At 42.9% G+C, this 24,359-nt stretch carries 23 protein-coding genes, 2 pseudogenes and 3 riboswitches; of the genes and pseudogenes, 21 read left to right on the top strand and 4 right to left on the bottom strand.

Features of this window, described 5'->3' with window-relative positions; translation table 11 throughout:
- Window positions 1-345 precede the first annotated feature (345 nt).
- A complete protein-coding gene (locus CVD19_RS12530; RefSeq protein ID WP_101582207.1) occupies window positions 346-963 on the bottom strand; it encodes a TrkA C-terminal domain-containing protein in 618 nt (205 codons plus the stop codon).
- Window positions 964-1,492: 529 nt separating this feature from the next.
- On the opposite strand from CVD19_RS12530, the gene CVD19_RS12535 reads away from it, so the two are divergent.
- From CVD19_RS12535 to CVD19_RS12555, 5 genes are all read left to right on the top strand, one after another.
- A complete protein-coding gene (locus tag CVD19_RS12535; protein ID WP_101582208.1) occupies window positions 1,493-3,082 on the top strand; it encodes a solute:sodium symporter family transporter in 1,590 nt (529 codons plus the stop codon).
- Window positions 3,083-3,124: 42 nt separating this feature from the next.
- Entirely contained in the window at window positions 3,125-4,156 is a 1,032-nt protein-coding gene (locus CVD19_RS12540; protein ID WP_101582209.1) for a polysaccharide pyruvyl transferase family protein, read from the top strand.
- A gap of 305 nt (window positions 4,157-4,461) precedes the next feature.
- Window positions 4,462-4,546, top strand: a riboswitch (cyclic di-GMP riboswitch).
- Between the two features lie 67 nt (window positions 4,547-4,613).
- Complete coding sequence (locus tag CVD19_RS12545; protein WP_101582210.1) at window positions 4,614-5,516, top strand: DUF5667 domain-containing protein; 903 nt, start codon at window positions 4,614-4,616, stop codon at window positions 5,514-5,516.
- Window positions 5,513-5,860 (top strand): hypothetical protein, encoded by a 348-nt coding sequence (locus CVD19_RS12550; RefSeq protein WP_101582211.1) that lies wholly within the window; start codon window positions 5,513-5,515, stop codon window positions 5,858-5,860. Before CVD19_RS12545 ends, CVD19_RS12550 begins: the two co-directional genes overlap by 4 nt.
- Window positions 5,861-6,118: 258 nt before the next feature.
- A complete protein-coding gene (locus tag CVD19_RS12555) occupies window positions 6,119-6,496 on the top strand; it encodes a PH domain-containing protein (RefSeq protein ID WP_101582212.1) in 378 nt (125 codons plus the stop codon).
- Window positions 6,497-6,583: 87 nt separating this feature from the next.
- Here CVD19_RS12555 and CVD19_RS12560 read toward each other — a convergent pair whose 3' ends face one another.
- Window positions 6,584-7,615, bottom strand: a complete 1,032-nt coding sequence (locus CVD19_RS12560; RefSeq protein ID WP_101582213.1) for a C40 family peptidase — start codon at window positions 7,613-7,615, stop codon at window positions 6,584-6,586.
- Between the two features lie 206 nt (window positions 7,616-7,821).
- On the opposite strand from CVD19_RS12560, the gene CVD19_RS24740 reads away from it, so the two are divergent.
- A complete protein-coding gene (locus CVD19_RS24740; RefSeq protein ID WP_180953611.1) occupies window positions 7,822-7,977 on the top strand; it encodes a hypothetical protein in 156 nt (51 codons plus the stop codon).
- Window positions 7,978-8,006: 29 nt separating this feature from the next.
- On the opposite strand, the gene CVD19_RS12565 is transcribed toward CVD19_RS24740, so the two are convergent.
- Complete coding sequence (locus tag CVD19_RS12565; protein ID WP_101582214.1) at window positions 8,007-8,471, bottom strand: hypothetical protein; 465 nt, start codon at window positions 8,469-8,471, stop codon at window positions 8,007-8,009.
- Between the two features lie 238 nt (window positions 8,472-8,709).
- Window positions 8,710-8,797: riboswitch (cyclic di-GMP riboswitch) on the top strand.
- A 22-nt stretch (window positions 8,798-8,819) separates the two neighbouring features.
- On the opposite strand from CVD19_RS12565, the gene CVD19_RS25445 reads away from it, so the two are divergent.
- From CVD19_RS25445 to CVD19_RS12585, 6 genes and pseudogenes are all read left to right on the top strand, one after another.
- Window positions 8,820-8,951: a hypothetical protein gene (locus CVD19_RS25445; protein ID WP_257985119.1), complete on the top strand. Its 132-nt coding sequence runs from the start codon at window positions 8,820-8,822 to the stop codon at window positions 8,949-8,951.
- 92 nt (window positions 8,952-9,043) lie between these two features.
- The gene (locus CVD19_RS12570) at window positions 9,044-9,757 is read left to right on the top strand and encodes a carbohydrate ABC transporter permease (RefSeq protein ID WP_101582334.1); all 714 of its coding nucleotides are present in this window, start codon (window positions 9,044-9,046) and stop codon (window positions 9,755-9,757) included.
- A 67-nt stretch (window positions 9,758-9,824) separates the two neighbouring features.
- Window positions 9,825-9,935: pseudogene (locus CVD19_RS25450) on the top strand (hypothetical protein); the annotation flags it as partial.
- Window positions 9,936-11,513: 1,578 nt separating this feature from the next.
- The gene (locus tag CVD19_RS12580; protein WP_101582216.1) at window positions 11,514-12,521 is read left to right on the top strand and encodes a hypothetical protein; all 1,008 of its coding nucleotides are present in this window, start codon (window positions 11,514-11,516) and stop codon (window positions 12,519-12,521) included.
- A gap of 141 nt (window positions 12,522-12,662) precedes the next feature.
- On the top strand, window positions 12,663-12,824 hold the full coding sequence (locus CVD19_RS24745) for a hypothetical protein (RefSeq protein ID WP_180953612.1): 162 nt from the start codon (window positions 12,663-12,665) through the stop codon (window positions 12,822-12,824).
- A gap of 282 nt (window positions 12,825-13,106) precedes the next feature.
- Window positions 13,107-13,892 (top strand): hypothetical protein, encoded by a 786-nt coding sequence (locus CVD19_RS12585; RefSeq protein ID WP_101582217.1) that lies wholly within the window; start codon window positions 13,107-13,109, stop codon window positions 13,890-13,892.
- A gap of 435 nt (window positions 13,893-14,327) precedes the next feature.
- On the opposite strand, the pseudogene CVD19_RS25185 reads toward CVD19_RS12585, so the two are convergent.
- A pseudogene (locus tag CVD19_RS25185) lies at window positions 14,328-14,507 on the bottom strand (ATP-binding protein); the annotation flags it as partial.
- A gap of 324 nt (window positions 14,508-14,831) precedes the next feature.
- Window positions 14,832-14,943, bottom strand: a riboswitch (TPP riboswitch).
- Between the two features lie 317 nt (window positions 14,944-15,260).
- Here CVD19_RS25185 and CVD19_RS12595 point away from each other — a divergent pair.
- The 9 genes from CVD19_RS12595 to CVD19_RS12635 all read left to right on the top strand — a co-directional run bounded on the left by CVD19_RS12595 (window position 15,261) and on the right by CVD19_RS12635 (window position 24,219).
- Complete coding sequence (locus CVD19_RS12595; RefSeq protein ID WP_219620098.1) at window positions 15,261-16,013, top strand: sensor histidine kinase; 753 nt, start codon at window positions 15,261-15,263, stop codon at window positions 16,011-16,013.
- Window positions 16,010-16,729 (top strand): response regulator transcription factor, encoded by a 720-nt coding sequence (locus CVD19_RS12600; protein WP_101582218.1) that lies wholly within the window; start codon window positions 16,010-16,012, stop codon window positions 16,727-16,729. The genes CVD19_RS12595 and CVD19_RS12600 overlap by 4 nt, the downstream gene beginning before the upstream one ends.
- Window positions 16,726-17,757, top strand: a complete 1,032-nt coding sequence (locus tag CVD19_RS12605) for a hypothetical protein (RefSeq protein ID WP_101582219.1) — start codon at window positions 16,726-16,728, stop codon at window positions 17,755-17,757. The genes CVD19_RS12600 and CVD19_RS12605 overlap by 4 nt, the downstream gene beginning before the upstream one ends.
- A gap of 51 nt (window positions 17,758-17,808) precedes the next feature.
- Window positions 17,809-19,413, top strand: a complete 1,605-nt coding sequence (locus tag CVD19_RS12610; RefSeq protein WP_101582220.1) for an ABC transporter substrate-binding protein — start codon at window positions 17,809-17,811, stop codon at window positions 19,411-19,413.
- Window positions 19,414-19,515: 102 nt separating this feature from the next.
- On the top strand, window positions 19,516-20,463 hold the full coding sequence (locus tag CVD19_RS12615) for an ABC transporter permease (RefSeq protein ID WP_101582221.1): 948 nt from the start codon (window positions 19,516-19,518) through the stop codon (window positions 20,461-20,463).
- 12 nt (window positions 20,464-20,475) lie between these two features.
- Window positions 20,476-21,375 carry an ABC transporter permease gene (locus CVD19_RS12620; protein WP_101582222.1) on the top strand — a complete coding sequence of 300 codons (900 nt, stop codon included), beginning with the start codon at window positions 20,476-20,478 and terminating at the stop codon, window positions 21,373-21,375.
- A 12-nt stretch (window positions 21,376-21,387) separates the two neighbouring features.
- A complete protein-coding gene (locus CVD19_RS12625) occupies window positions 21,388-22,269 on the top strand; it encodes a DUF1028 domain-containing protein (protein ID WP_101582223.1) in 882 nt (293 codons plus the stop codon).
- Between the two features lie 5 nt (window positions 22,270-22,274).
- The gene (locus CVD19_RS12630) at window positions 22,275-23,264 is read left to right on the top strand and encodes an ABC transporter ATP-binding protein (protein WP_101582336.1); all 990 of its coding nucleotides are present in this window, start codon (window positions 22,275-22,277) and stop codon (window positions 23,262-23,264) included.
- Window positions 23,257-24,219, top strand: coding sequence for an ABC transporter ATP-binding protein (locus CVD19_RS12635; RefSeq protein WP_101582224.1), 963 nt, complete (start codon window positions 23,257-23,259; stop codon window positions 24,217-24,219). The genes CVD19_RS12630 and CVD19_RS12635 overlap by 8 nt, the downstream gene beginning before the upstream one ends.
- The last annotated feature ends 140 nt before the right edge of the window (window positions 24,220-24,359 follow it).

A 24,359-nucleotide genomic window follows, 5' to 3' on the forward strand; every position in this document is an offset into this window, starting at 1 on the left:
CAGGTGTCGGCGAGGTGTTTCGGTAACTTAGATGGATTCTAGGTGACGCAAACAGGTATCGGCGAGGTGTTTCGGTAACTCAGATAGCTTCTAGGTGACGCAAACAGGTATCAGCGAGCTAGTTCGGTCACCTAGATGGGTTCTAGGTGATCCAAGCAGGTTGGAGCGAGGTCTTTGGGTCACCTAGCCGAGTTCTAGGTGACGCAAACAAGTAGCAGTTGGCTGATTCGGTCGCCTGGGAGTATGTCTGACGGCGACCAATGACACCGACAATTCGTTGGGGAACGGACAAAAGTGTCTTTGACGGTGTGATTTAAAGAACATCACAAATAACGCTCCTCTACACTATTCCCCCAGGAAATCCATGACGCGGTCGTAAGTCTTTTCGTCACCAATTACGAGCAGAACATCCCCGGCCTGAATGGTCAAATACGGCCCGGGTGAAATGATTAGTTCACCATTCCTTTTTACGCCGACAATGGTGCCGCCGGTATTTTGCCAGAATTTCACCTCAGAAACCGTCTTTCCGATATGGACAGACTCTGCTGATATCTCCGCTTCTATTGGCGTTAGTGGATTTGTGTGGCGCAGCTTCCCAGTATAATCAACGATCTCATCGACAGTTTGGAATAGCTGTTCATCGAGCCTTTCCCGCTCTTCAATGAGCTTCTTCATCCGCTTTTCCAGATCTTTGATGCTTTCCAGATTGGAAAATCTGTTGATATATGTAAAGGCGTTCTTCCGGGATGCTATGACGACTCCGCTTCCCTTTGTAGATTGGACAATTCCCACATCTTCTAAAATCTTTACCGCTTTTCTCACGGTTTCCGGGGATACATTATACTCACTTGCTAATGTCGACCTCCCATGGATTTTTTCTCCCTCTTTATACTTCTCAGTGTATATCCTGTTCGCAATATCGATAGCGATCCGTTCGTACGCCGGCATCTTGGCCCTTTGCATAAGTTAATTCCCATCCTTTTTGAAAAAGCAAAATTGGCTATAGACCTGTTTTAAAATCATTATTGCAGACCAACAGGAACTATTTCAAGTTGTATTACCGAGAAGTGAATTCTTGCTGGCTAACGGATGCTTTTATATAGTCGCTCTTTACGATAAAAAGCTATCGTAATTTTGAAGGATAGCTTTTTTCTATGTCATTCATAACGCTGAATCAGAAACTTATGCGGCTCCCACCATTAAGGAGTAAGCAATTCAGGTAAACACATTCCAGAAGTTTTGAGCCAGGCCTTTTGAATCATTTTTTTAGTATAATTTGTCCATTCAACAAGACTCATAATATATTTCGAACAAAATGAAACCGCTTTAACCTAATGAAGTGCTGAAAGATAGGCTGATTTGTAATCGTAAACCAGGTCAATTATCCTGTTTTTGTGATTATAGACGCAATTTATGACAAGTTTCTCTTTTTTTCTACACGGGTATGTTACTTCGTACACAGTAGTGAGTTAAATAGAGAGAGGGATGCAGGTTGGTAATAACGGTTTTATCTTTTTTACTATTGAATATCGCGATTGCCTTCTATTCGTGGAAAAAAGCAAAAGAGGTGAATCTTGATAGTTCCGAGGGGTACTTCCTTGGGGGGAGGAGCCTGACCGCAGTCTATATTGGGAGTTCGTTATTGCTCACCAATTTATCGACGGAACAGATGGTTGGCTTAAATGGCCAAAGCTATTCCGGTTCGATGACCGCGATGGCCTGGGAAGTATCTGCCCCGATCGCATTGATTATGTTTGCCTTCATCTTCCTGCCCCGTTATTTAAAATTAGGGATTACCACCATCCCAAAATTTCTTGAGGACCGGTACGACTTAAACACAAGGTTGATCGTTTCGGTTCTTCTAATGGCAGGTTACACCGTTTCTTTCCTGCCGACTGTCCTTTATTCAGGAGCTCTTGTTTTAGACAAGATTTTCAATATTTCCGAAATCCTTGGCTGGAATGAATTTGGCACAGTCTTCGTGATTTCGGCTTTTATCGGCATTACGGGAATTTGCTATATCTATTTCGGCGGGCTGAAAGCCATATCCTCGGCCGATACTTTGTACGGCGTAGGGCTAATTGTTGGCGGCTTTGCCATCCTCATTTTTGGCCTTCATGCGGTTGGAGATGGAAGCATAAGTGAGGGGCTTCACAAGCTGACCACCAACTATACGGAGAAATTGAACTCACTCGACAGCAGCAATTCCGCCCAAGTGCCATGGCCCACGATTTTAACCGGGCTCCTCGTGAATAATCTCTTTTACTGGGCTGTCAACCAGGCGATTGTCCAACGGGCGCTCGGTGCCCAGAATTTGGCGGAAGGCCAGAAAGGGGTCCTTTTGGCAGCACTGTTCAAGACGCTTGGAGCCTTCTATCTCGTTGTACCCGGAATCCTTGCTTTTCATTTGTACGGAGACTCCATCAACAACCCGGACAACGCTTATCCAGTCCTGGTTGCCGACTTGCTGCCGACGGCATTGGCTGGTGTGTTTGCAGCTATCCTGTTCGGGGCGATATTAAGTTCATTCAATGGCGCTTTAAACAGCACGATGACATTATTCACAATGGATATCTATAAACAATTCATCAATCCCAAGGCCAGTGACGAGCGCCTTGTAAAAGTGGGGCAACGGTTCATTCTCGTTCTCGGTCTGATATCTGTCTGTATTGCCCCAGTCATACTTTTGGCGCCATCCGGGCTGTACACCTATCTACAAGAGACGTTTGGATTCTTGAATGTCCCGATTCTGGCGGCTGTTACGGTTGGCTTTTTTTCGAAGAGGGTGCCAGCTATTGCCCCTAAAATCGGGATTGTCGCGCACATCATTCTCTATGGCTTATCCAAGTTTATTGTCGGGGAGATTCACTTCCTGTACATTTTAGCCGTTCTGTTCCCGGTCAATGTGGCAATCATGCTCATCGTCGGGAAAATAGCGCCAAGGGAAGAAGAATTCAAGCTGGAAGCAAGCAATAAAGTTGAAACTTCCTCCTGGAAATACGCCAAACCGGCATCAGCTGTGATTTTGCTGATTATGATCGGGATTTATATTCTATTTTCACCTTGGGGAATTGCAACCTGAAAAAATTAATATGAGAAAAACTAACTTATTGGAGGTATGGACATGAAAGAACAAACGATCAACGGTAAACAACTGGTGAAAGGGATTGCCCCGAATGTCGAACCAGAGGCATTGACGAATGATAAACGGAAATTCTTCCTTTTTGGGTCTCCAAGCTATACAAATATCGGTGACCAGGCGATTACGTATGCTACCGAAAAATTCATCAGGAATCACTTCCCATACTATGAGTACATTGAAATCATGGATTATGCAAATGATGAAGGAATTGAACTGGTAAAAGAGATTATTAACGACAACGACATTGTAGGCTATGTCGGCGGCGGCAATCTCGGAAGCCTCTACTTGGACATTGAAGAAGATCGTAGAAAAGTGTTTGAAAGCTTCAAGGATTATAAAACCATTTCCCTCCCACAGTCTGTCTACTTTGAAGAAAATGAACATGGGAACGCCGAAAAAAAGAAAACCCAGGATGCCTACCATCAAAATAAGAATTTAACCATCGTCGCAAGGGAATCCCAGACATTTCAAGTGGTGAAAGAAACCTTCGAGTCAGACGTCATATATACACCAGACCTGGTGTTATCATTGAACATTGTGCCACGGGAGCTTGAAAGGGAGGGTGTCCTCTTCCTGTTAAGGGCAGATAAGGAAAAGGTGACAGGCGAGGACTTCATCTCCCAGTTGATGGGCTGGGCCGAGAACATCGGGCCGGTCGAGCGGATGGATACGGTGTTATCGGAAGTGGATGTGATTGATTATAAAGACAGGGAAAAATACTTCCTCAAAACGCTGGATAAAATCAGGTCCAGTAAACTGGTCATCACCGACCGCCTGCATGCGATGATTTTTTCGATTATGATGCAGACACCTTGCCTTGTTTTTGCAAACAGCTATGGCAAAGCAAAACATTCGTATAACGATTGGCTTAACGAATTAAACTTCATTGAATATACCGAGGAGAAAGACATCGACAAAATGCAGGCCGTTATTAACCGCCTGCTTAAAGCAGAGCCAAACAGCATCGACTTATCAAAAGATTTCCAGCCGCTGAAAGACTTTTTCAAGTATTGAACCCTTTTAAAGGATCACTGGTTCAGTTCTTCAACAGGACAAGCGAAGTCCTGAAAGAGCTGAACCTTTTCTATTAAAGCAGGATAGAATCTTGTTGGTACCTGTTTTGATGCCGTGTTAAGCATCTTAATCAAACGTTTGATTAAATTTCCAGCTTGGCATTTGCAATCAATAGTTTAATATATGTTTGGCACGCTCCGGTTTCAGCCAAGTTCAATGCATCTCAAATGACAAAAACTTTCTATTATACCCACTAATCTCCGCTCTTAAACCAGAATAATATAATGAAAAAATAACTAGATTAAAATCCGAAATGGCAAACCAGGGGAAACTCGGGGACGCAAAGCTATAGGGGCTACAGCTATCCAGCCATGCCAGCCAGCTGCCGAAGATCGAGTGGAATGATTCCGCTTTTTTTGTCTTCAGATTTTAATCGCTATACATGTAGGAGCAGAACATGAAGAAGTTTTTATTTACATCAGCTGTAGTAGCGAGCCTGGCACTTGGCACATCCGCAAGTGCAAATACAGGAACCGAGGAAGTTTCCGGCACTACCCCCGCTCAGGGAATGTATACTTTGGACTTATTCCTGGAGGATTTGAAACTTGCTTTTACGTTTGATAATGAAAAGGAAGCCGATTTGTTGCTGCGGTTTGCTCAAGAGCGCTTAGCGGAAGATAAAGCAATGACAGAAGAAGAGCAAGCAGAGTTCTTAACCGAAGCTATTGAAGGCTACACAGACCTTTTAGAAAAAGCTGAGGACACTGTATCTGAGGTAATAACAGATGAAGACACAAGTGACGTGGTAAAAGAGGAACTGAGCAATGAACTTGAAGAAACGGCCAATGTTGACAAAGACTTGGCTGGCCAGCTTGAAGAAGATCAGGCAGAAGAACTTGGAAACAAAACCGATGAAGCTTATCTAGTCGCAAATGTAGTTAAAGGCTATGATGTTGGAGCGGTTAAAGACTTACGCTCCCAGGACTTCGGTTACGGGGAAATAGCGAAGATCCTTTCTCTTTCCGAAGCGAGCGGAAAATCAGTTGAGGAAGTTGTTGCGCTGCTTGAAGGCAAGGGTTTTGGAGAGGTTTATAAGGAACTTGGCGTAACCGTTGCTCAAGTAAAAGAAGCGGCGTTAACAACCAAGATCACCAACTTGGAAGAATCTCTTGCTGCTGCCCGTGAAAGCGGAGATGAAAAGGCTGTTACAAAATTAGAGAAAAAACTTGAAGCTCTGTCAAAGAAAAAGGACCGTTTAGCTAAGACAGAGGAAACTTCGGAGGCAACAGAAAACGATACAACAGTAGAGGAAACTCCAGTAGCAACAGAAAACGATAAAACGAGGAAACTCCAGAAGTGACAGAACAAGCACCTGCAACCACGAACGGTACAGTAGTTGCGGAAACAGTAGTTCCTGCCGTGCCTGCAGCATCAGCAAAAGCTTCCCCATCTGCTACTGCTGCTGCAAAAAGTGTAGTCGGCCAGGAGCATTCAGCAAACGGGAAGGCAAAAGCTGCTGAGCAGGTGAAGGCTCCAGTAACTAACAAACCTGTGCAGCCAGCTGTGCAACCGGTAAAGGCCCAAGAAACCAAAAAACCAGAGCAGCAGCCAGCTGCACAGCAGGTTAAGGCTCAAGAGACTCAGAAACCTGAGCAAACAAATGAAAAAGGAAACTCTGAATCAAATGGAAAAGGCGGTAAATAATCCGCATTAAACCACTGTTCACTCGAGCGGTGGTTTTTTTATGGAAAGGAAAGAGAACCCTAATAGGAAACTATCTACCGGCTGATCTATAGGTACCATGCCAGTAGTTGTTCTGATGCCGGGCTAACCATCTTAATCAAACGTTTGATTAAATTTCCGGTTTGGCATTTCCGATGAACAGGTTAATATAATATGAAGGATAATGAATTGGAAAAACCGAATGATTACTTATAGAACACTTAAAAAGGGGGAAACAAGATGGGTTTGCTGGATGGTCTGATGGGGAATGTTTCAGAGGTCGATGTTAAGGAAGTTGAGAAAGAATTGGAGATGATTGTTACTAATCATGAACGGGTTGAAAAAGCCTATAAACTGATTCGTGATCTGATTGTGTTTACGAATACACGGCTGATACTGATTGACAAGCAGGGCATGACAGGGAAGAAAGTAGAATATCATTCGATTCCTTATAAAAGCATTACCCACTTCAGTATTGAAACAGCAGGCACGTTCGATCTGGATGCCGAGCTGAAAATCTGGATTTCAAGTACAGCCCAGCCAGTATCCAAGCAGTTCAAGAAAGACAAAAGCATTTACGACGTACAAAAAACTTTGGCAAACTATGTCGCAAAATAATGACAGCAGACTGTTAGTGAAATGTTTAAAATCAACTAAAATCGTGGTATAGAAGAAGGCACCTGTACACCAGGTGCCTTTCGCATACTAATAGAAACGCTTGAAGCCATCAAAATGTTGTTGCCAATAAGAGGAATTGAGGCTGGAAATCATCACACTATCAGATCCAGCATGAATGAACTGGTTACCGCCTAAATAGATGCCCATGTGGGAGATGCCCTTCTTATAGGTGTTCTCAAAAAAGACAAGATCCCCCGGCTGGGGCTGATTGACGTAGTAAGAACGGTTGTAATAACCTTCAGAAGAATAACGGCCGATTTTTTTACCGGACTGGTTGTACACATAATAGATTAACCCGCTGCAGTCAAACCCGCCAGGAGCACTTCCGCCCCAGGCATAAGGAGTGCCCAATAAGCTTTGTGCCGTGCTAATAATAGCAGATGCTTCCCCGTTCGGTGCAGGCTGCTGGACTGCAGGCTGATTTTGGACCGGTGCCGGAGCTGCTGCACTCTGGATATTCAACTTTTGGCCTGCAAAAATTAAATCGGATGAAAGGCCGTTCCAGGATTTTAACTGCTGGACCGTCACACCATGCTGTCTGGCAATGGCACCCAGCGTGTCCCCAGGCTTGATCGTATATTCAATATTGCCTGCAGGCGCTGGAGCCGGGGTCGGTGCAGGTGCTGAAACCGCAGGGGCAGGTGCACTCGCACTTTGTGAAACCGTCAGCCTTTGGCCAGGATAAATCAAATGGTTTGTCAGGCCGTTCCATGCCATCAGGTTGGCAAGAGAAATATTGTGCCTGTTGGCAATCTTGCCTAATGTATCGCCTTTTACAACTGTATAGCCCGCTGTTGAAACTGGCACTGAAGCGCTTGGAGCAGGCTGTTGCGGCTGGTTCCCGCCAGGTCCGGGCACAGTTAACGTTTGGTTAACATAAATTAAATCAGATGGCAAATTATTCTGCCTCTTTAATTCGGTGACATTTGTTTTATATGTACGGGCGATATGGGAGAGCGTATCTCCCTTTTTTACAGTGTATGTATCGGCAGAGGCAACAGATGCAAAGGCAGAAGAAAGGAATACAGCGGTTGCCACGGTGGCAGCATGCTTCTTCAAACTTATCAACTCTCCAATCTAATAAAATAGTTATGTTTATTCTATCATATAAAAAATACGTTTTGTGACAAAATATAGAAAAATCCGTCAAAAACTTGACCCGTTATGCACTATTTAAAGGAATGTCGCTGGAAAACTATTTACAAATCTTTTGGTTTTTAATAGAATAGGAACACATTCAGTCGAAAACAGGAGGATAATGGAAGGTGAAAACAGAGGAGAAAACGGTAGAAATAGACCAAAAACAATTTTTTGATGCAATAAAAAAAGCATACGATAAAGGTATGAATGAAAAAGAAATAACTGTGAAAAAAATCGTTGAAGATTTAACCATAGATTTGAAAAATGTAATTACAGAATAAAATGGTGGCAACTGAGGCTGTCACCATTTTTATTGGTTATAATCCCACAAAATCCGCCACTCATGTTTATATTCCACAACAAACACATCCTGCTGGAAGCTGAACTTTCCGTATTTCCCTTTATAGCTTTGTATTACCTGAAATTTATAGGCGTGCTTAAAAGACGGGGATCCCTTTTCCGCTTTCCACCCTTTAACTTTTTCGGAGTTGCCGACGGTATAGGAGAAAGATTCTGCACCGAAATGGCCAATGAAAACATGGGAACGATCCTGTACAAATGATGCTTTATTAAATTTTTCCTTCATGTACGGGTGAAACAGTTCCCATGAATCCGAGAAGTTTGCGTCCTGTTCATGCGAATAAAATTCATCGACAGTCTCTTTTGCCTGGTCGGCTGGTGAAAACAGAATTATACGTACGATGATAATAAATATACCGTTAGCCAAAACAAAGATGATTGCCATCACTCCTGTTGGGATTCGCTTTTTGCGCATAGCATTCTCGTTAAATGAGGACATTCTGTATAAAAATATATGTCCGAATCCAATTTTGTATGTTTGCTATTCTCCGGTGTGCTAGTTGAATCCACATTTAACAATCGTTAGGTTAGCACCACCAGTAATCCTTTTAGACATATTACTTTATATAAAAACATGCGCAAATTTCGACAAATAGTACGATTGGAGTATTAAATATTAAAATCTGCTTCCGATAAATGAAGTGATTTTTCATATAAATCAAGGGCATAATCATTGAAAAGTGATGACGCAAAGCTAAAGGGGCCTCTGTATAATACACACAAGGCCAGCCAGCTGCCATCAAACAGAAGGGAGAGACTTGTGATGTCAAATTGGGTTACACCGGAAGAAAAAATAAGAAGGAAGCAGAAGAAAAAAGTGATAGTATTCGTTACTTGTATTGTAGTAACCATGATTTTAAGCGGGCTGGTTACATATATGGTTAATCAAATCTAACAATTTGTAGGCCTTCTTGATCCTTGTTCCTTGTCTTTACCGTGTTCCCGCTTTACTGGATTTTTATAACTTCTTTAAAACCGAGCAAAGATATGTTTTCATTCCCTATACAATATTGGCCGGAAACCATTACGTTCGAAAACTATATTAATATTTTTCAAATATCAAATTTCAATATTTATATTGTGAACCGTTTAATCCTTTCGGTCGTTGCTGCTTTCTTTTCTTTAATCATTGCAAACTTGAGTGGATATGTACTTGCGAGGTTTGAATTCAAGGGGAAAACGCAGGTGCTTTTTGCTTTTCTAATCACACAAATGATTCCGATATTTATCGGTTTGGCTCCTTTATATTTATTGATGTCAAAGCTCCATTTGCTTAATAAACTGCCATCTCTGATGCTCGTATATACAGTAATGATGATTCCTTTTTGCACCGTTATTATGAAAGGTTTTTTTGAGAGGATTCCTTCAAGCCTGGAGGAAGCAGCCATGATTGATGGCTGTTCGAGATTGACTGCGTTATTTAAGGTGATCATTCCTGTCATGCTGCCCGGAATAGCGGCGACTTTCATTTTTGCCTTTGTCCAGAGCTGGAATGAATTGTTTCTTGCGATTATGTTTATCGACAAGGAGGAAGCAAAAACCATCCCTGTTGCCATGAATTCCTTTATTACTAAATTTGATATCGACTGGGGCGCTATGTCTGCCGCAACGGTCTTATCAGTCATTCCGACATTAATCTTATTCGCATTTGCGCAAAAGTACATCGTAGAAGGTATGACCCAGGGCTCGGTTAAGGGGTAAGAGCATTAATAGACAGCCTTTTGGAAAATAAACACAAAAAAATCTGAAAGTTTTTTAATGGTAGACAATCTTTGGAGCCAAGCAAATAGCCTCTCACATAACAAAAGGGATTGGAGAGTTAGTTGTCCGTTCCAATTTGATTGGTTCAGACCGGTCTGTCTGCAACTGGGGTGGCGGTTGAAATACGCTGCGCTAATTCAGTCAAATACAAATACACTTACGTAATATGTAATATATTTATGTAATATTCTTGAGGTGTTTATGAGTGTTTGTTTCACCTATGTTGCTGCACAGATGAGATCATCCTTTTGAAAATGATGAATATTTAACAGAACTGAAGATATCTCCATAAAGACATATGTACATAAATTAAAAATGTTATCCCAAACCTTTTAACATATAGAGTTGCAGCCATTTTGTACATTGTACATGAATCAGAGGTTGTACAAAAATGACGTTAACAAATAAATTTGAAAATGCTTAGAGATCCTCTAAGCATTTTTATGTATTCTTATTATGTGGAAGCATGGGGACGGTTCTCGTGCTTCTTTCGTTTTGTCTGGATATTTTATAAAAAGGGGTGAGGTGGAATATGATAGTTGTATCCAGAAAGAAAAAGCTCCACGATAATGCGGAAGCACACGGACGCATAGGGTGTATACAGCCATGACTTAGTGCCACTTATGCCATTGTGAGAGCCACCATGAAAAAACGTAAGCTACCTTAGAAAAAGTTTTCTTGAGGTGATCAGTGGAATCATTTTGTCACTTTCCATGGAGCCTCTACGGGCATGAATTCCCAGCCAAAAAAGCCAGCAACCCCAGGTCTGGCAAGGCCTACAAGCCTATCATGCCCGCCTCTCCATAGAAAGTGCACGTCTCGTCCTATTTTCTTTTTTAGGTGGCTCCCTTGACGGCAGAGGTGGCACTTTTCTATGGCTGTAATCACATAGGGTCGGTTCTCCTGCTTCTTCTATTTCGTGATCGACGTGGCTCTATTTGAATGAGCAAATACAACAAGTAATTGCCGAAGTGGCAAAGGGATGTAGTGTGTAGAAAGGTAAAAAACAATAGGGGGCTGTCACAACGACAGACCCTATAATTTTAAGAATGTCAGCTAATATAAATTTTTTAAAGTTTCATGGAAGCAATAGAATCGTCCCTTTGCTTTCCGTTCTGCCCTACCGTGTTTTCTTATGAGCATATCTTTAGTCGCACGTTTATGTTTTGTGAAATTTCAAATTCATCTACTCGTGTGAAAGACAATAATATATTAATAAATCCTAAATGTTATATCAATAAAATATCAAAAAACGAAAAATGTTGTATATCTGTTGTATGGGATAAAAGAAGAGATGCTCCAACAGACAACAGGAAGGTTGCCATTAGGATAATTACTTTGGCAAATAAATATATTGTAATAGGAAAAAAATACTATATAATATAATATATTTATTGCCAATATTTTATATGAAGCGTCATAAAGGTTGTGATATTAAAAATTGGGTTTGCTTGCTAACGACTTGCGAGAGCTTTAAGAGAAGAAAAGTAATTAGAAATTTTAGGAAGCGTTACTAGGAAACTATAAAAATTTAGGGTACCTGTTTGTCTTTTTCTCGATGTTTTCATTTTAGTATACATAATATTATATTTAGCGCATTGAGTTAGATGTAATATCAGCTTAATATGTTCAAAATTAGCAAAAAAACAGCCTTTTAACACCATATATTGTTTACTATTACGGAGGAATTATAATTTTGAGTATAATTTACGTTGCTATTATCTTGATTACTGTGTACATAGCCACAAAAAAGAATAGGAATCCTATACTTTGGATGATTGGTTCTATTTTATTGCCACCTGCAGCTATTATTGCAATTTTCATAGTAAAACCTTTACCAAAAACAGCGGCTGAAAATTCAGAAGTGGGCATAAACTTCATGAACAAATTTGATAAATTCACTCTTAATAAAAAATGGTTTATTCATTACAAGTCGCCGATAACTGTGATTATAATAACTGGATTATTCGCTATTGCAGGTTTTGCTTTTGAATTTTTATCTATTGGATTCAGTAGGTTTATTAAAAATGATGCTGTTCCTGAAGAAATGGTTAAACGTTTTCTGGTCGATCAACTACAGGGAGATGAAATAAATTTACAAGTCATAGCTCAAGTTGCCTCAATGTTTAGTCATGAGTCAGATTTGGCGGGATATGCTTTCGGACATTTATTTCTTCAAATTTCCAGTAAAAATGCGCTAATTTTTGGTTTTATTGGCTTTGTTTTATCGTTGCTATTAATATCTAAAAACATTATTAATAAAATAGATATCTCTAAATACTCAAATCTTTCTAAACTTTTTAAGTTTTTTTCTGATCAAAGAAAAGATATTGTTTTATCATTAGTCACTATTTGGCTTGTAGGATATATATTTGGAATGGCCGGTTACTACGTTAAACAATTTTCTATAAAGCAAGATGAAGAAACATACTATCATGAGAAATTCAAAGAACAATATGGGGCAGATCGTTATCCAGAAATAGAACCTTTCGTTAACAGTTTTTTGAATGGTGATTATTTTTTTGTTGATGGAACAACCCTTTATGAAGCAGAGCTAACTAAACAAAAGACTAAGAATTTTGGCTATTTACTTGGAATTATACTAGTCTTTTATCGATATCGAATAAAGATTTTAAGCAAGATTAATAAGATAAAAGGGTATGGAAATAAATCTAAGTCAACTAATGTGAGTAAAAACTATTAAACTTATATTTTGCATATTAGGTATAAATTGTGTCAATTAGGATGTGAAGTGCATGATTTTTCTTGCTATTTTTTTAGGCTTGCTTCTACTTGGTATTGCTCAAGAAAAGTAAATGATTGTTTATCATAAGGGGATGATCAAATGTCAAAACGCAGAGACTATGATAATGATTTACCTAGCAAATATGATTATGATGAGAATGGCAGCGCTACGGAAGATGGTGGCTACGACCGCTATGGTTATGATCGTGACGGTTATGATTCTGAAGGCTATAACGATTTAGGTTACGAGCGCGAAGATTAATAAAACTAGGCTCTCTGTAAAACTATTTATTTTGATTTATTGAGAGCTTAGTTTTTGTTCTATCTCATATTATAATAACGATCAAATACAGTGGCTGCTTGCTGGCGTGTCAGGGTGCCGCAAGGATTGCTTCAATCGAACAATCCTTGTTCTGTCGCCCAAGCCCATTCTTTCTTATGAGAAGCTGCTGAAAGTGGCTCCATTTGTATTAGGCTCATTAGCTTTAGCTAGGATAATATAAAAATTAACAATTATTAAATTTGAAAAATGGGGTATTTTGAAATGAGTTATTTAAAAAGATTAACTATTTTGGGTGTGTCATTATGTTTTTTATTATTAGTAGGCTGTGAAGAAGCTTCAGAAACAGCAAAGAAAGTGACAGATGAGGTTGAAGAGGCAGTACAGGCAGAGGCAACTAAGGACAATGAATTCGTTCTATCAGTTAAAGAAGGAAGTTTGTCCAGTCATCCAGATGTAAAAATTAAGGATGCTTTTGCTAATTTCTTTTCTTCCTCGACATGGAAATACTTCCAAGCTGAAACTGGAGAACGTGTGGTTGAATTTACAGGATATTGTACTTATATGGAGAAAAAGGTAAAGGCTAAGTTACAATTCATTGTAGAGGAAGGAAAGGAATCGTTTGAAATAGGAGCACTTGAATTTAATGATGTCCCGCAAAATGACCTTACAAAGGCAGCATTAATCCAAGCAATCTATGAAGGTGAAGACTCGAGTGCTTCGCAAACAGAAAATGATGCACCAGTTGAGACTGCTTCGCAAACAGAAAATGATGCACCAGTTGAGACTGCTTCAACTGAGGAATCGATTAATGGTATTACAGCAGAATATGCAATCGAATTATATCAACAACTAGAAAGTTATCCTGATCTAGTTGCAAATGGTGATACTTTCTCTGAACCGACGATTTATGAAGATGAATGGGTTGTATATGTAAGTAGACCATCTGGGACATCGGAAGGAACAATTATTATTGATGAATTCGGAAATGTTACATTTATGGCAGGAAATGGTGATATTTTAGAAACACTTGCCTCGACTTCAAGTTAATTCTTTTTTAGAAACGAAGTGCAATTTGAATGAGCTTTAATTATTAAAAAAATGAAATTACTAATAAGGATTGAATTAAATAATTAAGGAGTTCAATCCAAAAAAATTTAAAGATTGTAATTACTGTCAAACTTGATAACAAAATTATTAAATTAATATCACATTAGAAGAACTATCATTTGATGGAAACTATCATTGCTCTAAATTTATCTATTTAATCCGAGAAAAAGGGTTAAGTATCTAGAGAGTGAGATAGGTAATTCATGTTCCATTATATGAGGTTCTTTTTATTATGGATAAGGGCCTTCGATCAGAAGTAAACCAAGTTCACTACAACTAAGGAGGTACTCAGCTCGGGTTTATTTGATAAGTTTAAAAGTTTCGACCAATTTGTAGAGGATATAAAATTTGATATAGATAGGAAATAGGGGGAACTTATTTTAACCAAAGGACCAGTATGTGGAAGACATAAAGTTGGTAAGGGGGCGGGAAAAATCCCCGCCTTTTTCTTTCTCTTAAACGATAAGATTCCCCTTTGATGTTAAACGTAACGGCATGATGCAACAGGAGGTCCAGTATGGCTGTTGCCACTACATCATCGCCAAATACCTTTCCCAACTCGATATAAGACTTGCCTGGATATTTTATAAAAAGGGGTGAGGCGGCATATGATAGGTGTATCCATAAAGAAAAACCTCCACGATTATGCGTCTTCCTTGCTATGCAATGGCTCCTCTTAAAAAATCCATCTATTTTTTGCTTGATTCCATCATTCCTTCTTTAATTCTATTTAAATTATCGCGAGCATCATCGCCGTGAGCGTCATTTTTTGTGTTTTACCCAAAAAAAATCCCCCGGGTGGAGGAGGCCGGCATGGTTTTCTTGCCGGAGCAGCAAAAAACGCAGCCTGCAGCAAAGGAATCTGTACATAAACTACAAGAAATAGCCGATACACTTCCCTCTGCTGGTATTAACCAGATCAGGTTCTAGGGTCAAAGACTACAGGTCTTACTCTCGGCCAGCCATTATCCGGGCACCCCCAGCGCCAAGCAATTTCAATGCCACTAGAAAAATTGTCAAATAGTATTCGTTGTTATGAAATCGGCCTCTATTTTTCTTAGTTTGCCTCCTGTTATTGATATTTTCATAGAAAAGGTTCCTTCACCAACTGGCCTGGTCATAATCCCCCTTACGTTTTTATCACTGACATTCACTGTGACATACTTTTTGCAAATTTTATAGGATAATATTCCTGCCTGCGGTTTTTAGGAGTATAATATTTACTAATATTTCAGATAAATGAGGAAAATTTCTTCACTTTTTGGGGAATTGGGGAATTCTATGATAACCTATGAGAGTTTTTTTATATTGATACTAATTAGTATACTTGGTCCGGTTGTTGGGGTGTTTATTTTAATTTTTTACACAAGCCATGAGCGCCAAGTGTATGTACTTGAGATGCAGAACCAGCAGATATCACTGGAAAAGGAGCTGGAGATCAGCCGCTATCTTCAGCTGAACCAGCAGATCCAACCTCATTTCTTCTTTAATGCCCTCAATTCGCTTCTTGGGTTGATTCGCCTGAAGCAGTATGACCGGCTTTATGAGTCGTTTGAGCATATGGCCGTGTACCTGCGTTCCAAATATACGGCGAAGGAGCCTTTGTATCCGCTCGAAAAGGAAGTTTCATATACAGAAAGTTACCTGGAGATTCAAAAGCTTCGCTTCGGGCACAGGCTCACCATCAACTGGGAGATTGAAAAAGGGCTGGAGCAGGCGATGGTGATACCATATTTGCTGCAAACTCTGGTGGAAAATGCCTTTAAGCATGGTCTCGAAATGATCGAGGAGCAGGCAGAACTTTTGATAAAAATCAATTCTCTTGAAGATGGCAGAATTCAGATGATTGTGGCTGATAACGGGCCGGGCTTTCCGGACGAAATAGCTAGCGTCCCCGGCGAGCAAAAGGTAGGTTTGCAGAATATAAGAAGAAGGCTCGGTCTGCTTTTTGCAAATGAGGCTGTTATGACTGCAAAAACTGCACCCGGTAAACAAGGGGCAGTTGTACAGGTTATCTGGCCGAAAGTTACCATTGTTGAAAACGGGGGTGAGCATTTATGAATGTTTTATTGCTCGATGATGAACCATTGGAGCTGGCACAGTTAAATCTATTAATTAACACCCATTTCCCGACCTGGAGGATTAAGCAGGCCCTGACTGGATCTGAAGCGATCCTGCTGGCGGACAGATGGGTGGACAAGGGAGAGCTTTTTCAGCTTGCGTTTATTGATATTAAGCTGCCAGGCAGAAACGGGCTTGAGGTTGCATCCATCTTGAAAAACAGAATGCCGGGCCTTGATTTGATTGTTGTGACAGCTTTTCAGGATTTTGAATATGCGAAGGAATCTATTAAACTGCGGGCATTTGATTATCTCGTTAAGCCTGTGATTGAAAAAGAATTTTTAAATGTACTGGAAAATTATATAAAAGAGCACCCAGAGTATAGGATGAAATCGGATGCTGTTGAAAAGGTCATCATGCTGATCAAGGACCGGTACCATGAGCCATTGAGGTTATCAGGCATTGCAGAGGAAATGCACTTTAACGCAAATTATTTAAGCCGGCTGTTCAGTGAGGAAGTAGGGTTGTCTTTTTCTGAATTCCTGCTTTCCTACAGGGTAGAGATGGCCAAGCAGCTTCTGGCCCGGAATCGGCAGTGGAGTGTCCAACAGATTGCGGAAAAATGCGGATTCAGCAGCCAGCACCATTTGAGCAGTGCCTTTAAAAAGTTCACTCAATGCTCTCCGACAGAGTATCGAAATGCGGTGATCAGATGATTGCCCATCAGCCATTTCCACAGCCTCTCTCAAAGCTGGTATCCGCCTGGATGACAGTCAGCCTGCTGTTTGTGTCCGGACAGGCAGTTTTTACATATGGAGCACTAGCGGGGTTTATGATAGTTGGTGCTTTCCTGATGGCATTCCTGCTTATTATCCCGTTCCTTTGGCTACACCGTTCTAAGGGCCGGGAACAATCGCCGTTCCTAACCATACTAGAGTATGTCATTTTCTTTGAATCTTTTACGCTCCACTTTGTCATTTTACTTTTAATAGCTTCATCAGCCCTGGCCTTTACTTCACCATTAAGACTGATGGGACTCGCGATTCCCTTTATTACCGCCATTCTCTTCTTTTTAGGGAGAAAAGGGGCCATCAAGCTCGCAGTGTTGCTGGGATTATCAATCTTTCTTCCAAACTACTTTTTCCTGCAGAAAGGGCTGGAAACCGTTTACCATAATCTTTTGCATTATCATCCAAGGTTTCTTCATTTACAGCAGGAGGGGGCATGGGTCCTGTTTGGCCTGCTTGTGGCCGTCTTTTTCGCAAAGCTGTATGCTCAGATTCCTTTCCTATATGGGTACGTGGAGAATCGGTTTTGGAAAGGAATCCAGAAGCTGTTCTTCGGTTATTTGATTTGGGCGACCGTCATTCTGGCATTTTCCTCGATGAGCCTTGTTTCATTTAACTACCAAATGCCAGCTGGCCAGGGAAACCAGCGGTTCTTTTTGATGCTGGAGGAGCTTATGGATCAGGTGTTTATAGCGATCATCCTTCTCGGCCTTGCTGCCTGTTCGACCCTGGAGCTGTCTGCGGCTGCCCGAAAAATTGGTAACAATATTTCCAAGCGGCTGCTAATGGCTGGGATGGCTGTGATCCTTGGAATTTTCTTTTATATCAGGGAAGTTGCCATTATAAAACTGTTCGTCCTTTTTGGAGCTGGCTCGGCGGTCATTTGCCTTTTACATCTGGTTTATACAGCAATACATCATAAATATATAAAAACAAGGAAGATAAATATAAATTAAATTTTTAGAAAATTATTATAATTAGGAACAATAGTGAAAGGGGGATATGGCATGAAAAAATACACAGTTACACTGTTGGCGGTTCTGCTTTTGCTTTCAGCCTTGCTGGCAGGATGCTCCGGATCGTCGTCAACTGACTCTAAAGGCGGAAAGGGTGGCTCGGATTCAAAGACAATCATCGTTGGATTGGAAGCAGAGCCTACTTCATTGGATGCCCACCAGATTTCAGACTACAACTCAAGCCGGGCAGCAATGGAAATTTACGACCAGCTGGTCCAGTTTAAAGATGAGAGCACGGAGCTGGAGCCAGATCTGGCAGAAAAATGGGATGTTTCCGATGATGGTCTTGAATATACTTTTCACCTGAAAAAGGATGTCAAGTTCCATGACGGAACACCATTAAATGCAGAGGCGGTCAAATTCAGCTTTGACCGGCAGAGGGATCCAAATCATCCGTTCCACGACACTGGAACATATGCTTATGCAGAGTTTACCTTTGGCCCAATCGAAACCGTTGAGGTTGTTGATGAATTGACGGTAAAAATCAAGCTTAAAGAGCCGTTTGCTCCATTCCTTGGAAACATGGCAATGCACGCAGCAAGTATTGTCAGCCCGGCAGCAGTTGAAAAGCACGGAGCTGATTTCACGAAAAATCCGGTTGGTACCGGACCGTTTAAATTTGCGAGCTGGAGCCCTGGTGTAGAAATTGTTCTTGAGAAAAACGAGGAGCACTTCCGAGGAGCTCCAACGATCGAAAAACTGATCTTCAAGCCTATTACAGAAGCGCAAACCCGCCTGGCTGAGCTTGAAGCTGGCAACATTGATGTAATGGTGAACATACCGCCGGATGATCTTGAAAGACTCCGCGGAAACGAGAGCATTTCCCTTGTTGAGCAGGCTGGCATGCATGTATGGTGGACAGCGTTCAATACACAGAGAGCACCATTTGATAACGTGAAAGTCCGTCAGGCTGTCAATTATGCGATTAACAAAGAAGCAATTGTTGATGGAATCCTGCAGGGTTCCGGGGAAGTGGCCAACAGTGTGCTTCCTCCGACAGTATGGGGACATAACCCGAGCGTGACAAATTACGATTATAACGTAGAAAAAGCGAAGGAGCTTCTTGCTGAAGCAAACTATCCTGACGGTTTTGAAGTAACGTACTGGGTGCCGGAATCTGGTTCAGGCATGCAGCAGCCTCAGGCAATGGCCGCAGCCATCCAGTCTGACCTGGAAAAAATAGGTGTAAAGGTAAACATCCAGACACTGGAATGGGGTGCATACCTTGATAAAGTATTCGTGCCTGCAGACCAGAACGATATGGATATGCACCAGATGTCATGGATCGGCGACAACGGTGACCCGGACAACTTCCTGTACATCCTTTTCAGCGGCGAGCAATGGCCAACAGCTGGCTTCAACGACTCCTATTATAAGAACGAAAAGGTTGATGAGCTTCTTTCAAAAGCACGTGTGACAAAGGACAAAGCTGGGCGTACAGCAATGTATGAGGAAGCACAAGAACTCATCATGGCAGATGCTCCATGGATCACTATTGACCATGAAAAGCAAATCATAGGGACATCAAGCGCAGTTAAAAACTTCAAGCTTCATCCAACAGGAGTATTCCGTTTTTCAAATGTAGTAAAAGAGTAATCAAGAAGAGGGAAAAGGAGGCAGCTCCTCTTTCCTCTTTTACATAAGCGGGCCGGCACTTATCCGGCTATGCTTTTATCTAACTTGGGAGGTGTACAGCAGATGGCATCTTATATCATGAGGCGGCTGTTGGGGCTTGTTCCGGTATTGTTGGGTGTGACGATCCTGGTGTTTTCCATCATGCATCTTTCACCCGGCGATCCCGCAAAAATCATCCTTGGCCCGAAAGCTACAGCTGAATCGATTGAAAAATTGAATGCACAGCTTGGCCTGGACCAGCCGTTGCATACCCAGTATCTGACCTGGATGGGAAATGTTTTTCAGGGAGAGTGGGGAAGGTCCATCCAGATGAAGATGGAGGTGCTGCCGCTAGTCGCTGAACGGTTTACTGCGACGCTGATTTTAACAGTCGCGAGTATTTTAATTGCTGCTGTTGTGGGAATTGGCGGAGGTATCATTTCCGCTTATAAAAAATACTCGTTTCTCGACCGCTCAATGATGCTGTTTGTTCTGGTTGGGTTCTGCCTGCCCGTTTTCTGGCTCGGAATCCTTTTGCAAATTGTATTTGGTCTAAACCTGAACTGGCTGCCGATCTCGGGTATGTACTCGCCAGGACAGGAAGGGTTTATGGATTTGGTCAAGCACTTGATTCTGCCTGCCACAGCTCTGTCTGCCGGAGCTGGAGCCATTATTGCCAGGATGACCCGTTCTTCCATGCTTGAGGTTCTTGGGCAGGACTATATCCGTACCGCTAAGTCCAAAGGGTTAAAGGACCGGAAAATCATTTTAATCCATGCGCTGAAAAATGCGTTTATTCCAATTTTGACGGTCATTGGCATGCAAATCGGCTTCCTGCTTGCTGGTGCAGTCCTCGTGGAGATGGTCTTTGCCTGGCCCGGCATAGGAACGCTGATGGTCAACGGAATCCTGGCAAGGGATTTTCCGCTTGTCCAGGGAGTCATTCTTTTTGTGGCAACCACCTACGTGATTGTCAACCTGCTGGTTGATGTTTTATACGCTGTCTTTGACCCGCGCATTTCTTATAAATAGGAGGGATTCTGAATGGAACCGGCCGTACGACAAAATCAGGGGATCTCTGGCGCCAGCCCGATTAAAAAGCCACAGGGGCCATGGGTGCTTGCGTGGAAAACGTTCAAGAAGGATAAAGCAGCAGTTGCTGGCCTGATCCTGCTTGGCGTTATGGCATTAGCGATGATCCTGGCCCCATGGCTGCCCGTCTTAAATCCCGATGAGGTTGATCTTGGGAGCAGGCTGAAGCCTGTTGGCACTGAGGGACATATACTTGGAACCGACCACCTTGGAAGGGATCTGCTGAGCCGGCTTATCTGGGGCGGCAGAGTTTCCATTCTTGTCGGAGTGGTCGCTGTAGGAATTGCATTATTATTTGGCTCCATCCTCGGATTGATTGCGGGATATTTCAGGAGCTATTTTGATACAGTGATTATGCGCTTTATGGATATTCTAATGGCTTTCCCGTACGTGCTGCTGGCAATCGCCATTATCGCTGCGCTTGGACCGGGCCTGATGAATACCATGATCGCGGTCAGTATTGTAGGGATTCCCTATTATGCGAGGATCGTGAGAGGAAGCACCTTAAGCTTCCGTGAAATGGAATTTGTCATGGCCGAGCGGGCACTTGGTGCCGGACATTTTCATATTATTGTTCACCACATTTTGCCGAACTGCCTGCCGCCGCTCATTGTTGCAGTAAGCCTTGATGTTGGCTGGATGATTCTTGCAGCTGCTGGTATGAGTTTCCTTGGACTTGGCGCCCAGCCGCCACTTGCTGAGTGGGGTGTTATGCTGAGTGAAGGGCAGGAGTTTATCCGGGTAGCACCACATGTCAGTCTGCTTCCGGGCTTTGCGATTTTCCTTGTCGTCCTGGCTCTCAATCTTGTTGGTGACGGGCTGCGGGATGCGCTAGATCCTAAATCAAAATAGGAGGAATCAGTTATGAAATTACCACGTGATTGCGTTAATACATTTTCTATTGTTGCTTTTGACCCTGAAACAGGAGAACTGGGGGTTGCCGTTGCATCGAAATTTTTATCAGTTGGCTCCATCGTGCCATGGGCGAAAGCAGGAGTCGGGGCAATCGCAACCCAGTCATGGGTGAACCCAGTGTACGGCCAGCGTGGCCTTGAGCTGATGGCGGAAGGAAAAACAGCCCAGGAAACCCTGGAGATTTTAACTTCAGAGGATGTAAATCCTGAGGTACGCCAGGCTGGCTTTGTTGATGCACAAGGAAACAGCGCCACTTTCACAGGACAAGAATGCTACTCTTGGGCTGGCGGTATTTCCGGCACCAATTTTGCCTGCCAGGGAAATATCCTGACTAGCGAAAACGTAGTGCAGTCTATGGCTGATACCTTCAAAAAAGCTGAGGGAGATTTGGCGACCCGCCTGACAGAAGCTCTCAAGGCGGGGGAGGATGCTGGCGGTGACAGCCGCGGCAAGCAGTCGGCAGCGCTTTTAATTGTAAAAGAAAACGGCGGCTACGCAGGGGTTACTGACCGGTACATCGACTTGCGGGTTGACGACCATGCTCAGCCTGTCAAGGAGCTGAAGCGCATTCTCTATTTGCATCAGCTGTATTTCCAAAAACCTAAGGAAGAAGATATCCTCCCGGTTGAGGGTCAGTTGATGGATGAGATTGTTTCTTCATTGAAAAAATTGGATTACCTCAAGACTGATGCTCCTTCAGAAGCTCACGTTTTTGAAGCGGTTCTTTCTTTCCACTTGATCGAAAACTTTGATGAAAGAATCCAGGAAAAAGGCTTTATTGATAAAAAGGTCGTTGAGTTCATGAGTGATCTGGCGACCCAAAAGGACTGATGGCTATGACTGCTCTACTTGATGTGAAAGATTTGGAAATCCTTTTTCGAAAAGATAAGGAGTTTGTTTCAACGGTTGGTGCGATCAGCTTTCAGGTGAAAGAGGGAGAAATGCTTGGAATCGTAGGTGAGTCAGGCTGCGGGAAAAGTGTTACCTCCCTTGCCATCATGGGTCTCCTGCCGCAGGAGATGAGCCGGGTGGGCAGCGGAAGTGAAATCTCGTTTAAGGGAACTTCACTGACGAAACTGTCACATGCCGATTATCGCGGAGTCCGTGGGAAAGATATCTCGATGATCTTCCAGGATCCAATGACCTCACTAAATCCGGTCCTCACGATTGGTTACCAGATGAGGGAAATGGTCCTGGCCCATGAGAAGGTTTCCAAGCGGGAAGCGTGGAACCGCGGGGTGGGTATGCTGAAAAAAGTCGGTATTCCGCGTGCGGAGCATATTATGAACGAGTACCCTCACCAGCTTTCGGGAGGGATGAGGCAGCGTGTCATGATTGCCATGGCTCTTTTGCTCCAGCCAAAGCTTCTGATTGCCGATGAACCGACGACTGCACTTGACGTGACGATCCAGGCACAGATTTTGGACCTGCTAAAACAGATACAGCAGGATTCCAACACAGCTGTCATTTTGATCACTCACGACCTTGGAGTTGTGGCCGAGGTGTGTGACCGTGTGGTTGTCATGTATGCCGGCAAGGTGGTAGAATCAGCCCCCGTTGTTGAGCTTTTTACCAATCCAAAGCATCCTTATACAAATGGACTGCTGGCATCAATGCCAACCTTGACAAGTGAACAATCCAGGTTGAACACGATTCCTGGAAGTGTGCCATTGCCGGAAGAAATGCCGGCTGGCTGCCGTTTCGCACCGCGCTGTTCCCATGCAATGCCTCATTGCTTCACAACAGAGCCGCCGTTGGTTGTGGCAGGCGAGGCCCATACCACGAGCTGTTGGCTTTATGACAAGGAGGAACAGGCATATGGCTGAACTTTTGAAAATTCGTAATCTGAAAAAATACTATCCTGTTAAAAAGGGAGTCCTGCAGAGGACTACTGGGCATGTCAAGGCCGTTGATGACGTGAGCTTCGCCCTGCAGGAAGGCGAATCACTGGGCCTCGTCGGAGAGAGCGGCTGCGGCAAATCGACGCTGGGCCGGACGATTTTGCAACTGATCAAACCGACTGAAGGAGAAGTTGTTTATTCCGGCCGGAACCTTGCCGACATGAGTTTCCGGGAAATGAAGCCACTGCGGAAGGAACTGCAAATGATTTTCCAGGATCCATATGCCAGTTTGAACTCACGGAAAAAAATCCGTGACATCGTAATGGAGCCTCTGAAAATTCATGGAATTTCCTCGGCAAAAGAGCAGGAGGATAAGATGGAAGCGATTCTTGAGAAAGTTGGCCTGAACCGGGCATTTGCCGACCGTTACCCGCATGAATTCAGCGGCGGGCAGCGCCAGCGGATCGGAATTGCCCGCGCCTTAATGCTTAACCCCAAGCTGATCGTTGCCGACGAGCCAGTCTCGGCCCTGGATGTTTCCATCCAGGCACAGGTTTTGAACCTGCTCCAGGACTTGCAGGAAGAATTCAAACTAACGTATCTATTCATCGCCCACGACTTAAGTGTGGTCAAACACATCAGCACAAGAGTAGGTGTTATGTACCTGGGAAGGCTCGTGGAGCTCGCGCCAAAAGAAAGCCTTTATAAAGAGCCGCTCCATCCCTATACCCAGGCGCTGATGTCTGCAGTGCCTGTGCCAAATCCGCTCATGAAGCGGGAGAGGATTATTCTGAAAGGAGACGTTCCAAGCCCGGAAAACCCGCCATCAGGCTGCGCATTCCATACCCGCTGCCACGCCTGCATGGACATCTGCCGTACCAATCGGCCCGAGCTGAAAGAAGTCCAGACAGGCCAGTTTGTTGCTTGTCATTTATATTAGAATTTTTGCCGGGTGACAGTCATCTTCCATTTTTATGGGAGGTCACTGTCATCTTTTTTTCTCATAATGGACGTGACGATCTTATATTGATTGGTAACGGGTGCATCATTTCAAATCGCACTACTTTTTGTTATGCTTGT

The sequence above is a fragment of the Bacillus sp. T33-2 genome (assembly GCF_002860205.1).
In the GTDB taxonomy this organism is placed as follows: Bacteria; Bacillota; Bacilli; order Bacillales; family Cytobacillaceae; genus T33-2.